Genomic DNA, 13947 nt, shown 5'->3' with positions numbered 1-13947 from the left:
GCCCGTCGCTCGCACCGCTGTGTCCGATGCGCGGCGCTCCCGGGGCCCTTCGTGGTTACACAGGCTGCCGCCTACGGGCCCGTCGCTCGCACCGCTGTGTCCGATGCGCGGCGCTCCCGGGGCCCTTCGTGGTTACACAGGCTGCCGCCTACGGGCCCGTCGCTCGCACCGCATGTTCAGTGCCGGGTGGGCGCCGAACGCGTTCCGCCCCGGGTCACGAGACACCGGGGCGGAACGCATGCGTGCCCGATCGGCTACTTGGTGACGACGGCCAGCACGTCGCGCGCCGACAGGATGAGGTACTCCTCGCCCTGGTACTTGATCTCGGTGCCGCCGTACTTGCTGTAGATGACGGTGTCACCCTCCTGGACATCCAGCGGGATGCGCTTCTCGCCCTCGTCGTCCCACCGGCCGGGACCGACGGCGACAACGGTGCCCTCTTGCGGCTTTTCCTTCGCCGTGTCGGGGATGACCAGGCCGGAGGCCGTCGTCGTCTCGGCCTCGTTGGCCTGGACGAGGATCTTGTCCTCGAGCGGCTTGATGTTCACGCTCGCCACGTTGAGCCCTCCACTTTCAGGGGATTCGGTCGTCCGGAACCGTTGTCCCGGACTCGTCGGTTGGTCACGATGCTGACCCTGCGCATAGCCCCGTCGTCGCGGGTGCCGGGACCCCTGCCCAGTGGTCAAGCTGCTGGCACAAGCACTACACACAGTGCCGACTAGCACTCTATACATGAGAGTGCCAGCGCTCAAGGCTGGGCGGTGCCAACTTTGCGCGGCGCGCCCGGCGACGCTCCGGGCTTGGCGATAAGTTCGAGAAAACAGTAACGTTCGGATAACGGATTGTGACACTATTGACGACGGCTGCGGTCCGGCCGCCGGGTTCGTCGCTCATCGGGCGGCTGCGCGGCGGCGAAAGGGGTTCCACAGCGTCGCCGAACTCGCAGCGCCGCAGCAGATCGTTGCACCACCAGCTTCACCAGAGAGCAAACACACGTGATCCATGGCCGGTCCCCGCGACCCACCCGGACGAGGGACCGGTTCGTTTCCCGGTCCGGGTCGCGCGTCATCCATACGGCGGTCCGGCAGTCCATTCGAGATGGTCGGCGACACCATGACCATCCGCTCGAAGGGAGGTGAACATGCGAACGTCCCTCGGCATCTCCGCCGGGGCCGAGGTCGTGTGCTCGGCGTTGGTCTCCACCGCGCCGAACGGCATGCAGAGCTTCGACTACCGCGTCGTCTCGGCCGACGCGGCCCATTCCGATCTCGGTGACCTGGTTGCCTCCTCGATCGAGCTGATGACCACCCAATTGCCGACCACGCAACATCCGCGCGAGATCATCCGCCCGGCCGGTGGGCGTTTCGCGGGTGGGCAACGCGACTTCGAGCCGATCACCGGGCACCCGCCCACCAGCGTCGCGGTCGCCTACCGCACCAAGGAGCAGGCGCAGATCATCCGCTCGGCCACCGGCAAACAGCGTGAGCTGCGGCTCATTCCGGAGGGCACCGCCGCGCTGACGTACCTTCGGCACACCGGCCTGCTGGATCGCTACGAGACGATCGCCATCGTCGACCTCGGCGCCTCCGGGCTCAGTGTCACCGTCGCCGACCGGGCCGACGGCTCCCTGCTCCGTTCCGATCGCACCGCGGCCGTCAGCGGCAAGGCGATCGACGAGCTGATCTACCACCACCTGGTGGACCTGCACTTCGCCCGGCGCGGCACCCGCCCCAACCGCGGCATGCTCACCAACCGCGGCCGCGCGGCGAAGGAGCACCTGTCCATCGCGCCCGCGGTCACCATCGACCACGTCGCGGGGCGCCCTCTGAAACTGACCAGGGCCGATTTCGAAGAGTTGATCGCCGACCTGCTGCGCGACCTGGCGCGATTCGTCACGGCGGCGTTCGCCCGGGCGCCGCGCGAGCCGCAGGCCGTCGCGGTCATCGGCGGCGGCGCCAACATCCCCGCGGTGCTCGACACACTCACCGCCGCGCTGGACGTCCCGGTCTTCACCGTGCCCGACCCCGAGGCGGTGACCGCGAAAGGCGCGGCACTGGTAGCCGATTCGGCGCAGCCCTCGGTCTTCCCGGTGGGCGCGCTCGGCGGCGACGCGCCCGCGGGGACGGTCACCAAGGTGTTCGGCACCCTGGCCGGTGCGATCGTGGTGGTCGGGCTGATCGTCGGTTACGGGGTCAAAACGTTCGCCCCCACCGCGGACGACGAAGTCTCCCCCGCCGGTACCACGAGCAGCGCCTCGCAACTGCCGACCGTGACATCCGCACCGTCCGCCACCACGGCGGCCATCACGCCGCACGGCCACCCACCGGCCAGCACCGGCACTGCGCCGACGACCACGGTACACGGGCCGCAGAGCACGACCGGCTGGTCGTCGGGCACGCAGGTGATCACGCCCACGCAGCCCACGCTGCGCCCGGATCCGAACCTTCCGCCCATCCCGTTCCCGGAGCTGTTCGGTCCGATGTTCGGGAACCCGAATGCGACACTGGGCGGTTCGCCCGAGCCGCAGTCGAGCCGGACATCGTCGTCCGCGGCGCCCAGCGCCACGGCGCCCGGCACGAGTCCCACCCAGGCGCCCGCGCGATCGAGCCTGCCGCTTCCGCTGCCGGGGAATTCGGGATCCGCGTCCAATTCCGGACTGCTCGCACCGAACTGATCCGGCCGCGTCCTCCGCCACGCCGGCTCGCCGCCCGGCCGCTCACCCGGTCCGCTCAGGTCAGCGGACCATGCTGACCGACACCGGCAGGCCGGGGTCGGTGGCGACCGTGAGCGGTGAAGGAGCCGCGCCACCCGCGATGACATGCGCGCCGAGCGCGGCGATCATCACGCCGTTGTCCGTGCACAGCCGGGGCTTGGGCACCCGCAGGGTCAAACCGGCGGCCCCGCAACGCTCCTCGGCCATCGAGCGGATCCGCGAGTTGGCCGTCGCGCCGCCCCCGAGCACCAGCGTGCCGACACCGACATCCTGAGCCGCGCGAACCGCCTTCATGGTGAGCACATCCGCGACGGACTCCTGAAACGAGGCCGCGATATCGGGGATGGGTAGGTTCTCGGCCGCGATGCCGTCACGCTGGGCCGCCTCGACATAGCGGGCCACCGCCGTCTTGAGGCCCGAGAAGGAGAAGTCGTAGCGGGGATCGCGCGGCCCGGTCATGCCGCGGGGGAAGGCGATGGCGCGCGGATCACCGGTCGTCGCGGCGGCATCCAGCGCGGGACCGCCGGGAAAACCCAGCCCGAGCAGGCGTGCCACCTTGTCGAACGCCTCGCCCGCCGCGTCGTCGACGGTGCTGCCCAGCTCGACGATCGGCTCGGACAAATCCGTGACATGCAGCAGGTGAGTGTGGCCTCCGGACACGAGGAGCGCGACGCACGGCGGCATCGGCCCGTGTTCGAGGGTGTCGACCGCGACGTGCCCGCCGAGATGATTCAGCGCGTAGAAGGGCACATCCCACGCCGCGGCATAAGCTTTCGCGGCGGCGACCCCGACCAGCAGCGCACCGGCCAGGCCGGGTCCGATGGTCACGGCCAGCGCGTCCGGTTTCGCGATGCCGGCGGCCGACAGCGCGCGGCGCATGGCGGGCACGATCGCCTCCAGATGCGCACGCGAGGCGATCTCGGGGACGACACCGCCGAAGCGCGCGTGCTGCTCGACACTGGAGGCGACCTCGTCGGCGAGCAGTTCGCAGGTGCCGTCCGGGTGCCTGCGGACGATGCCGACACCGGTTTCGTCGCAGGAGCTTTCGATGCCCATGATGATCACGACAGCACCTCGTCCCGTGTGCGCCACCTGTCGTCGCTGGTCAGCGCGGGTCGGCGCATCGTGTACGCGTCCGCGCCGCTGGGATGGTAGTAGTTCTTGCGCAATCCGATGATATGGAAGCCGTGCTTGGCGTACAGCGCGATCGCCGGGGCGTTGTCGGTGCGGACCTCGAGGAACACCGGTCCACCGCGCCGGTCCGCCTCGACGAGCAAAGCCTCCAGCAGGAGGGTGCCGACACCAGCGCGATGACGGCCCGGGTCGACGCCGATGGTGTGCACCTCGGCCTCGGGGTGTTCGGCGTCACCCAGCAGGGCGATGCCCGCGTAGCCCACCATTCGCCCGTCCTCGTCGCGTGCGGTGATGTACCGGTTGTGCCGACCGGCCAGCTCCGACTGGAATGCCACGGCGGCCCACGGGTCGTCCTCCGGGAACAGCAACTGCTCCAGCTCCACGCAGCGGGTGATGTCGGCCGCCACCATGGGCGCGATCCGGATCGCCACGGATCTCACGCTCCCGTCCGGTCGAGCCGGCGATAGGCGTTCTCCACCGCGTCCGGCCTGCGCAGGTACAGCGGAACCAGCGGCTCCGGCACGCTGCGCGCCAGCAGGCCGGGCGCGGCGACGCGCACCAGTCCGGCGGGCGAGGGCGTCTCGGCGGGCAAGACCGGCAGATCGAAGAAGTCGACGTGCGAAGCGGATCCGGCGATCGCCGTCGCCTGGCCTGCGTCCAGGTCCGAGGGCTTGCACACTTCCGGTCCCGCCACGCGCGCACCCGCCCGGTACCGCGCCCAGTACACCTCGCGCCGCCGCGCGTCGGTCACCACGAGCAGCTCGGCTTCGGGCGACAGCTCGACGGGAGGCGGCACGGCCGGGTCGACGGCCGCGTCGGCGGCGATCGCGTCGAGGCTGCACACGCCGTACACCGGGATGCCGAGCGCGTCACCGAAGGCGGCCGCGGTGGCCATGCCGACCCGCAGGCCGGTGAACGGGCCCGGGCCGATGCCGACCACGATCGCGTCGATGTCGGTTCTGGAACGACCTGCCTCGGTGAGGCATTCGAGGATCTGCGGCGTGAGCACCTCGGCGTGGGCGCGGGGATCGACCCGCACCCGAGTGGCGACGGTACGTACCCGGACGGGATCCGCCGCGCCGGCGCCCTGCTCCAGGTCCACCAGTCCCGCTGTGACGGCGGGTGTCGCGGTGTCGACGGCTAGTACAAGCATGATTGGGCCAACGATACCGGGTGGTAGGCGGCACCCATGCAGAGCTACCTGAGAGCTAACCCACCCACTCCCAGATCGCGATGCGCACATCCGAATCCGGCTCGCGCGACAACACCACGCGCAGGTGCCGCTCCGACAGGTGCTCCACCACGCCGCGGCCCCACTCCACCACGACCACCGCCTGATGCAGGTCGGTGTCCAGATCCAGCGCGTCCAGCTCGTCCAGATCGCCGCCGAGCCGGTAGGCGTCCACGTGCACCATGGGCACCGCAGGGCCGCCGCCCTCGCGCTGCCCGGCGCGGTGCTGGCGGGCGATGATGAACGTCGGCGAACTGACCCGGCCCTGCACGCCGAGCCCCGCGGCGATGCCACGGGTGAGCGCGGTCTTGCCCGCGCCGAGCGGACCGTCCAGCACCACCAGATCCCCGGCGCGCAGATTCGTCGCCAGCTCCCGGCCCAGCGCCTCGGTGTCGGCGACGGTGGGCAGTACCCGCTGCCCCGGATCAGCCACGGGCCACCTCCGCGGCGTCTCCCGACGGATCGATCGCGCCCGCGCGCACGAGCAGTCGATCCAGCGCGGCGTTGACGATGTCCGGGTACTGCATATGCGGCATGTGCGCGGCGCCTTCCAACCGGATGAGCTCGCTGCCGGGCAAGGCCGCGGCAAGCGCCCGCGAATTGCGGAACGGGATCACCAGGTCGTGCCCGCCGCCGAGCACCAGTACCGGTGTGCCCGCCAGCGCGGGCAACGCCGCCGACTCGTCGTGCAGCTCGAGGGCCTGGAGGAACTTCACGATGGTCTCCACCGGCGTCTGGTCGATCATCAACGTCGTGAAGCGCGACAGGGTGGGGCTCACGGGGCCGTGGAACGAGCTGACGTGCAGGATCGGCGTGATCACTTGCCGCGCGGTGACGCGGCCGGCCTGTACCAGGGCGGGGGCGGTGTGCACCGCCAGCCGGAAGCCGTCGATCGCGGGATTGCGCAACAGCTGCCCGATTCCGGCCCGGGTGACTCCGGCGGCCGTGGTCGACAGCAGTGCGATCCCGATCACCCTGGCCGCGAAGAGATTCGGATAGCGCGCCGCCGCGGCCAGGATCGCCATCCCGCCCAGCGAATGCCCGACCAGCACCACCGGTCCGGCCGGTGCGGTGGCGTTCAGTACCGCGACGAGGTCGCGGCCGAGCTGGCCGACGGTGCAACTCGCCGCGCTCGGCACGCCCGAACGACCGTGCCCGCGCAGGTCGAACAGCACCATGCGAACCCGGGGACCCCACAACTTCTCCAGGTCACGACGCTGAAAATGGAAGGACGCCATGCTGTTGCAGAAGCCGTGCACGAAAAGCACGGTCACCGGCGCGTCGTCGGGGCCGCAGGTCCGCGTCGCCAGGGGCACGCCGTCGTCGGCGAGCACCGTCCCCGCGCGGTCGGCATCGATCAGCGCGAAATTCTCGTCGCGGTAGTCGTCGCCCCGGGCGGGCCACAGCACGCGCGCACCCGCGCGACGCAGGGCATGGGCGCCCGCCAGCGCACCGACGACACCGACCGTCGCCAGCCCGCCGCGCAGCGGGGTCACCCGGAAGCGGCTCATCGGGCGCCACCGATATAGCGCCGGGTGACCCGGCCGCGCGGCGAGCACACCACTTCGTAGTGGATGGTGTCGAGCAGGTCCGCCCAATCCTGGGCGTGCGGCCGGGTACCGAAGAGAACGGCGATGTCGCCTTCCTGGACCCCCGCCTTGTTGTCACCGAGGTCGACGACGAACTGATCCATGCACACCCGCCCTACATTCCTGCGCAACGCTCCGCCGAGCCAGACGTCGAATCGTCCGCTCAACGGGCGGAACACGCCGTCGGCGTATCCCGCGGGAATCAGCGCGACGGTGGTGTCGTGCGGCGCGATCCACTGATGTCCGTAGGAGACGCCCTCGCCGGCCGCCACTCGTTTGACCAGGGCGACCCGGGCCTGGAAGGTCATCGCGGGCCGCAGCCCGAAATCGTCGTCCGGGATCGGCGACAGTCCGTACATGGCGATGCCCGGCCGGACCAGGTCGAAGGCCAGATCGGGGCGGGTCAGGGTGGCGGCGGAGTTGGCGATGTGCACCAGTTCCGGCTCCAGGCCGTGCTCTTTGGCCGTGGCGATCGCGTCCAGGAATCGGGCGCGTTGCACGTCGTTGTTGGGGTGCTCGGGCTCGTCGGCGTGCGCGAGATGGGAGAAGATCGCGCGAAAGCGCACCGCCTGTTCATCGACCAGAGCGCGCAGCGCCGTCAGCACTTGCGGATACTCACTCGGCGAGACTCCGTTGCGGTTCAGGCCGGTGTCCACCTTCAGCGTGACCGTCGCGGGACGGCCGGTGTCGCGGACCGCGGCCTCGACCGCGCGCAGATGGGTCGGCGAGGAGATTCCGATCTCGACGTCGGCGGCCACCGCGGGCGCGAAGTCGGTGTCCGTGTTGTGCAGCCAGCACAGGATCGGCACGGTGATCCCGGCCGCGCGCAACTGCACCGCCTCGCCCACGGTCGTGACGCCCAGTTCGGCCGCGCCCGCCGCGAGGGCGGCCCGGCCCACCTCTACCGCGCCGTGGTTGTAGCCGTCGGCCTTCACCACCGCCATCACCGCGGCATCGCCTGCGTGTTCCCGCAGGATTCGCACGTTGTGGGCGATGGCGTCGAGGTCGATGACCGTTTCCACTTGCGCTGTGCCGCCTCTCCGCCTGTTCAGGCCGTACCAGTCGGCCGCGCTGGATTCGCGTTCAGGTCCTGCGTGCGGTGCCGCCTGAATCGTCGGCGTACCCGGCGAGTTACCCATGTGCTCTCGAAATCGGTCGGTGCATTGGTTCCGGTCGAGTCTATTGGCGTGCTCGGTTCCGGTTCCAGTCGGTTCGGATGGCGCTGCGCCCGATGTGCCGAGCGCCACGACCAGCACCGATCACGCCGACGCCGGTAGCGCGCAGCACAATGCGCCGGACACTGCCAACGGGACCCGTCCGTCCCGGCCGGTGTGCCGTCGGCTCCGCATGGAGGTCGTAGCGCGGCGCCATGGCTACTTCGACACGACCCACATCCGCTCGACAGCCGACCTTGCCGTTGCGGGCTTCGCGGCTGGTCGGCGCATGCTCCGGGCTCGCGTACCGCCTCGGCGAGACGAGCGGGCAGGCGTTATCCGGTACTTCGGATCGGGCGTGCCGATGCCGCGTTCGGGCTCGGCGCCCGGTTCCTCGGCTCAGCGTGCGAACCGGTCAGAAGGGGTGGGCGAGGCCGCGCAGGACGCCGATCGCGGGACGGACGTGCGCGGCGAGGACGCTCGCCGAGATGGGGGCTCCCTGGGGCGCGCCGTCGTGGGCGGCGAGGTTCGCGGCCAGCGCGTGCACTCGCGCGGCCGCGGCGGCCGACCAACCCGGATCCCGGCCCGCCGCCAGCAGCGTTCCGATGATGCCCGAGAGCACGTCGCCCGCGCCCGCCGTCGCCGCCCACGAACCGCCCGCCTCGTTGACCAGCACGGGACGGCCGGGGGTCGCGACCAACGTGGCGCGGCCCTTCAGCAGCACCGTGACCTGCCAGGCCTCGGCCAGGTCGCGGACCGCGGCCACCCGGTCGGAGCCGACCTCTCGGCCGGTGAGGCGGGCGAACTCGCCCGCATGCGGAGTCAGGACGGTCGGGGCCGCGCGCCCGCGCACCAGTTCCGGCTGCGCCGACAGCAGCGTCAGGCCGTCCGCATCGATCACCACCGGAAGGTCGGCGGCCAGAATCTCCCGCAAGCGCTCCCCGGAGTCGGGGCCGGTGCCCGCGCCGGGACCGAAGACCCACGCCTGGACGCGACCGGTCTCGGCGAGTTCCTCCGTGGCGATCACTTCCGGAAAGTGATCGAGCACCTCGGCGGCCGCGGTCCCGGCATAGCGCACCATCCCCGATGTGGCCGCCACGGCGGCGCCCGCGCACAGCACGGCGGCGCCCGGATAAGTTGCGCTACCGGCACATACGCCCGTCACGCCCTGCGTGTATTTGTCGTCGGCCGGGCCGGGGATCGGCCATGCGGCGCCGATCGATGCCGGCTCGAGCGCGACCAGACCCGCTTCCGGAAGACGTAAGCCGATGGGAACCAATTCGATCCGGCCGCACTGCGCCGCGGCGAGGGCGTGCACTGGTTTGTAGGCGCCGAAGGCGACCGTGACGTCCGCGCGGACGGCCGGGCCTTCGATCGCGCCGGTGTCCGGTCCCACGCCACTGGGCAGGTCGGCCGCGACGACCGGGGCTTCCAGCGCCGCAACGATTTCCGCGGCGCGCGGCCGCAGCGGCCCGCGACCGGAGATGCCGACGACACCGTCGATCACCAGGTCGGGATGGCCGACATCGTCCGCCACTCGACCACCCGCCCTGCGCAGCGCCGTGAGTCCTTCGGCGTGCGCTCGCCGCGGATCGAGCAAGACCGCGGTGACCGCGACACCGCGGCGGCGCAACTGCGCACCCGCCCAGAGCGCGTCACCGCCGTTGTCGCCGGATCCGACCAGAAGTGTCACCGCCCGTCCCGCGACACCGCCGGTGCGCTCCCGCAGTTCGCCCGCGACCACCGTCGCCAAACCGTGCGCCGCACGACGCATGGGCACACCGTCCGGCACCCGGGTGAACAACTCGGCCTCCGCCGCGCGCACCTCGTCTACGGTGAAATAGCCCCGCTGCGTGGACATCGCCGCTCCCTCCGTCGGTGTGGCCTATTACGCTTGGCCATCATGCCAAGCGTCCGCCGCACCAGGACCGTCCGCGTCGTCACGGGAGTCGCCCTGGCCGGCGCGCTGCTGTTGTCCGGCTGCGGCGGCGACGAAGCCGATTCGGCCGCCACCACCACGAGAAAGCCGGCCCGGTCGACCACCACCGCGCCGCAGACCGGCGAGCGCAAGCCCACCGCCGCCACCGTCGCCGTGGACGACATGAAATTCTCGCCCGCCGAGGTCACCATCGAGGTCGGCGACACGGTCACCTGGAAATTCGGCGACAAGGTCCCGCACTCCGTGCAGGGCATCGGCGACAAGGCGATGGGCATCAACAGCCCGATCTTCGACACAGGCGAGTGGAGCTACACCTTCACCACACCCGGCGCCTATCGCTATCTCTGCTCCTTGCACCCGGAGATGCGCGGCACGGTCACCGTCCGATAGCGGAAATAACGCGCCGAAACTGCCACGCATCACACCGGGCGGTACTCCCGGGGCCGGGCACCGCGGGCGGAACTGGTGTTGAGCGCTTCGACCGCGGCCACGAGCGGAGCGAGCTCCGAGTTGGCGGCGGCTTGACCGAGGGCGCCCGCGAGTGCGGCATCGTGCGTGGGCCGGGCCTGCTCGAGCAGGTCCAAGCCCGCCGGAGTCACGTCGGTGTAGATGCCGCGACGGTCGTCGGGGCAGAGGTAACGCTGAAGCAGTCCGCGATCCTCCAGCCGGGAGACCAGCCGGGTGGTGGCGCTCTGGCTCAGCACCACGGCCTCGGCGACCTGGTTCATCCGTAGGTGCCCGCCCGGCCCGTCGTGCTGGCGGCTGAGGACCACCAGCAGCGAGTACTCGCGAACGCTCAGCTGGTGCCCGGATTGCAGGGCCCGCTCGATGTGCGCCTCGATCCGGTCGTGCAGCAGCGAGAGTGCGTACCAGCCATCGGCGAGGCCGGTCAGTGCGGCGTCCGCGGTCATCGGCGTTCCTTCGCGTCGGGATTCGTGCCTCCAGGATAGCCAGAGTCAACAATAGCCCGCGCTTGCAATTAAAGAGCGTCTGCAATTATTGTGGACGCTTGTAAGGATCTGACGCAAATAACTGTGGAGGCTCCCGTGCCCCTCGCACTCCTCGCCCTGACGCTCGGGGCATTCGCCATCGGCACGACGGAATTCGTCGTCGTCGGCTTGCTGCCCGACATCGCGGGCACCTACGCGGTGACCATCCCCACCGCGGGTCTGCTGGTCACCGGCTACGCGCTCGGTGTCGTGGCGGGTGCGCCGCTGATGACCGGTCTCGGCACCCGGGTCTCGCGCAAACGCATGCTCCTCGGCATGCTGACGCTGCTCGTCGCCGGCAACGTCCTGTCCGCCGTCGCGCCGACCTTCGCACTGATGCTCACCGGGCGCATCGTGGCGTCGCTGGCCCACGGCGCCTTCTTCGGTATCGGCTCGGTGGTCGCCGGGACCCTGGTCAGCGCGCACCGGCGCGCCGGTGCGATCGCGATCATGTTCACCGGGCTCACCGTCGCCACCGTGGTGGGCGTACCGCTGGGGACGCTGCTCGGCCAGCACTTCGGCTGGCGGCTGACCTTCTTGTTCGTCGCGCTGATCGGGGTGATCGGTCTGGTGGGCGTCGCGGCGCTGGTGCCACGGCAGCCCGTCGCGGCGAACGCCGGGCTACGCCCCGAACTGGCGGTGTTCCGCAACCCCCAGGTGCTGCTGGCAATGGCGATGACGGTGCTCGGCTTCGGCGGCGTGTTCGCCGCGATCACCTATCTGGCGCCCATGATGACCGAGGTCACCGGCTACGCGGAGAGTTCGGTCACGTGGCTGCTGGTGCTGTTCGGCCTCGGCTTCTTCGCGGGCAACTTGATCGGCGGCAAGTTCGCCGACCACCATCTGATGCCGATGCTGTATCTCACGCTCGGCGGGCTCGCGCTCGTCCTCGCGCTGTTCACCGTCACCGCACACGACAAAGTCGCCGCCGCCGGCACGGTGGTGTTGATCGGCGCGCTGGGGTTCGCGACCGTCCCGCCGCTGCAGAAGCGCGTCCTCGATCAAGCGGCGGGCGCGCCCACCCTGGCCTCCGCGGTCAATATCGGCGCGTTCAACCTCGGCAACGCCGTGTCGGCCTGGCTCGGCGGGGTGGTGATCGCCGCCGGCTTCGGCTATACCTCACCGAACTGGGTCGGCGTCGGCTTGGTCCTGGTGGCGCTGCTGCTCGCGGTGCTGTCGGGCCGCCTCGAGCGTCGCGCGACGCCCGTCGTCCCGGACGAGCCCTTGGCCGCCGTGCACGCGTAGACCACCGGTGGCCCCGAGTGGAACAGCGGCCGCGCACCCGTGGGTGCGCGGCCGCCGTGCTATTCCACGGTGACGGATTTGGCCAGGTTGCGGGGCTTGTCGACGTCGTAGCCGCGGGCCTGCGCCACCTCGGCGGCGAAGATCTGCAGCGGGATCGTCGACAACAGCGGCTGGAACAGCGTCGGCGCGCTGGGAATCTCGATGAGGTCGTCGGCGAACGGACGCACCGTGTCGTCGCCTTCCTCCGCGATCACGATGGTGCGCGCGCCGCGGGCCTGGATCTCCCGGATATTGCTCAGCAGCTTCGAGTGCAGCACCGCGCGCCCCTTCGGCGACGGCATCACCACGATCACCGGTAGACCGTCCTCGATCAACGCGATCGGCCCGTGCTTGAGCTCGCCCGCCGCGAATCCCTCCGCGTGCATGTAGGCCAGCTCCTTGAGCTTGAGCGCGCCCTCCAGCGCCACCGGATAGCCGACATGCCGTCCCAGGAACAACACCGTCGGCACCTGGGCCAGCTCGCGCGCGATGGTCCGCACCTGTGGCGCGGTCTCCAGCACGCGCTCCACCAGCTTCGGCATCGCCTCGAGCTCGGCGAACTCGCGAGCCACCTCGTCCGGGTACTTGGTGCCGCGCGCCTGCGCCAAAGCGAGCCCGACCAGGTAGTTCGCGGTCACCTGGGCCAGGAACGCCTTGGTGGAGGCGACGCCGATCTCCGGCCCGGCCCTGGTGTAGAGCACCGCGTCGGACTCGCGCGGAATCTGCGCGCCGTTCGTGTTGCAGATCGCGAGGACGCGCGCCTTCTGCTCCTTGGCGTGGCGCACCGCCTCCAGCGTGTCGGCGGTCTCGCCGGACTGGGAGATCGCCACCACCAGCGTCGAACGGTCCAGCACCGGGTCGCGGTAGCGGAACTCGCTGGCCAGCTCGACCTCGACGGGCAGCCGCGTCCAGTGCTCGATGGCGTACTTCGCCAGCAGACCCGAGTGGTAGGCGCTACCGCACGCGACGACGAACACCTTGTCGAAATCGCGCAGCTCCTGGTCGGCGAGACGTTGCTCGTCCAGCACGATCCGGCCCGCGCCGTCGCGGTCGGTGCTGAAATGCCCCATCAAGGTGTCCGCGACCGCGGCGGGCTGCTCCTCGATCTCCTTGAGCATGAAGTAGTCGTGGCCGCCCTTCTCGGCGGCGGCCAGGTCCCAGTCGATCGTGAAGGGGCGCGAACTCGCCTCCTCGCCGGCGAAGTCGGTGACCCGGTAGCTGTCCAGCGTGATCACGACGGCCTGGTCCTGGCCGAGCTCGACCGCCTCGCGGGTGTGCTCGATGAACGCCGTGACGTCCGAGGCGATGAACATCTCACCCTTGCCAACGCCCACCACCAGCGGTGTGGAACGGCGCGCGGCCACGATCATGTCCGGGTGGTCGGCGTGCGTGAAGACCAGCGTGAACGCGCCCTCCAGGCGGCGCAGGACGGACAGCGCGCTGGCCGCGAAGTCACCGGCGGTCGGGCCCTGGGCGTACGCGCGGGCCACCAAGTGCACGGCGACCTCGGTATCGGTGTCGCTGCGCAACTCGACCCCGGCGTCCTCCAGTTCGCGCCGCAGCGGAGCGAAGTTCTCGATGATGCCGTTGTGCACCACGGCGACCTTGCCGCTGTCGTCCCGATGCGGGTGCGCGTTGCGGTCGGTCGGCGCGCCGTGCGTAGCCCAGCGGGTGTGTCCGATGCCCGTGGTGCCCACGAAGCGATCGATCCCGGTTTCGGTGAGCTGGGCCTCCAGATTGGCCAGGCGACCAGCCTTGCGTTCCACCGCCAGCGTGCCCGCGCCGTCCAGGATCGCCACGCCCGCGGAGTCGTAGCCGCGATATTCCATGCGGCGCAACGCGTCAACGACGACGCCGAGCGCGTCTCGGTACCCGACGTACCCCACGATTCCGCACATGGCTCACCACACTACT

13 protein-coding genes are annotated in these 13947 nt (G+C 70.6%); 3 read left to right on the top strand and 10 right to left on the bottom strand.

All coding sequences use genetic code 11. The features are described from left to right. Positions 1-254 precede the first annotated feature (254 nt). Complete coding sequence (gene groES / locus ACWEKR_RS17080; RefSeq protein ID WP_028479292.1) at positions 255-557, bottom strand: co-chaperone GroES; 303 nt, start codon at positions 555-557, stop codon at positions 255-257. Positions 558-1141: 584 nt separating this feature from the next. Here groES and ACWEKR_RS17075 point away from each other — a divergent pair. Then, the gene (locus ACWEKR_RS17075; RefSeq protein ID WP_452355252.1) at positions 1142-2674 is read left to right on the top strand and encodes an Hsp70 family protein; all 1533 of its coding nucleotides are present in this window, start codon (positions 1142-1144) and stop codon (positions 2672-2674) included. Between the two features lie 60 nt (positions 2675-2734). On the opposite strand, the gene tsaD is transcribed toward ACWEKR_RS17075, so the two are convergent. From tsaD to ACWEKR_RS17040, 7 genes are all read right to left on the bottom strand, one after another. Beyond that, positions 2735-3778 carry a tRNA (adenosine(37)-N6)-threonylcarbamoyltransferase complex transferase subunit TsaD gene (gene tsaD / locus ACWEKR_RS17070; protein ID WP_452355251.1) on the bottom strand — a complete coding sequence of 348 codons (1044 nt, stop codon included), beginning with the start codon at positions 3776-3778 and terminating at the stop codon, positions 2735-2737. After that, positions 3775-4257, bottom strand: coding sequence for a ribosomal protein S18-alanine N-acetyltransferase (rimI, locus tag ACWEKR_RS17065; protein ID WP_452355330.1), 483 nt, complete (start codon positions 4255-4257; stop codon positions 3775-3777). Before rimI ends, tsaD begins: the two co-directional genes overlap by 4 nt. A 26-nt stretch (positions 4258-4283) precedes the next feature. Next, positions 4284-5000, bottom strand: a complete 717-nt coding sequence (gene tsaB / locus ACWEKR_RS17060; RefSeq protein WP_452355250.1) for a tRNA (adenosine(37)-N6)-threonylcarbamoyltransferase complex dimerization subunit type 1 TsaB — start codon at positions 4998-5000, stop codon at positions 4284-4286. A 55-nt stretch (positions 5001-5055) separates the two neighbouring features. Next, positions 5056-5511 (bottom strand): tRNA (adenosine(37)-N6)-threonylcarbamoyltransferase complex ATPase subunit type 1 TsaE, encoded by a 456-nt coding sequence (tsaE, locus tag ACWEKR_RS17055; RefSeq protein ID WP_452355249.1) that lies wholly within the window; start codon positions 5509-5511, stop codon positions 5056-5058. After that, entirely contained in the window at positions 5504-6589 is a 1086-nt protein-coding gene (locus tag ACWEKR_RS17050) for an alpha/beta fold hydrolase (RefSeq protein WP_452355248.1), read from the bottom strand. The genes tsaE and ACWEKR_RS17050 overlap by 8 nt, the downstream gene beginning before the upstream one ends. Then, on the bottom strand, positions 6586-7806 hold the full coding sequence (gene alr / locus ACWEKR_RS17045; protein ID WP_452355247.1) for an alanine racemase: 1221 nt from the start codon (positions 7804-7806) through the stop codon (positions 6586-6588). Before alr ends, ACWEKR_RS17050 begins: the two co-directional genes overlap by 4 nt. 430 nt (positions 7807-8236) lie before the next feature. After that, complete coding sequence (locus ACWEKR_RS17040; protein ID WP_452355246.1) at positions 8237-9682, bottom strand: NAD(P)H-hydrate dehydratase; 1446 nt, start codon at positions 9680-9682, stop codon at positions 8237-8239. A 42-nt stretch (positions 9683-9724) separates the two neighbouring features. Here ACWEKR_RS17040 and ACWEKR_RS17035 point away from each other — a divergent pair, with 42 nt between their 5' ends. Continuing rightward, on the top strand, positions 9725-10150 hold the full coding sequence (locus tag ACWEKR_RS17035; protein ID WP_452355245.1) for a cupredoxin domain-containing protein: 426 nt from the start codon (positions 9725-9727) through the stop codon (positions 10148-10150). Positions 10151-10179: 29 nt separating this feature from the next. On the opposite strand, the gene ACWEKR_RS17030 is transcribed toward ACWEKR_RS17035, so the two are convergent. Next, complete coding sequence (locus ACWEKR_RS17030) at positions 10180-10671, bottom strand: MarR family winged helix-turn-helix transcriptional regulator (RefSeq protein WP_195084628.1); 492 nt, start codon at positions 10669-10671, stop codon at positions 10180-10182. A 135-nt stretch (positions 10672-10806) separates the two neighbouring features. Between ACWEKR_RS17030 and ACWEKR_RS17025 the strand changes: the two genes are divergently transcribed. After that, entirely contained in the window at positions 10807-11994 is a 1188-nt protein-coding gene (locus ACWEKR_RS17025) for an MFS transporter (RefSeq protein WP_452355244.1), read from the top strand. Between the two features lie 59 nt (positions 11995-12053). Here the strand turns inward: ACWEKR_RS17025 and glmS are convergent, their stop codons facing one another. Continuing rightward, complete coding sequence (gene glmS, locus ACWEKR_RS17020) at positions 12054-13931, bottom strand: glutamine--fructose-6-phosphate transaminase (isomerizing) (protein ID WP_452355243.1); 1878 nt, start codon at positions 13929-13931, stop codon at positions 12054-12056. Between the last annotated feature and the right edge of the window lie 16 nt (positions 13932-13947).

It is taken from the genome of Nocardia sp. NPDC004573 (assembly GCF_053602135.1).
Note: the sequence above shows the minus strand (reverse complement) of the source record. Positions and strands in the feature narration are given on the sequence as shown.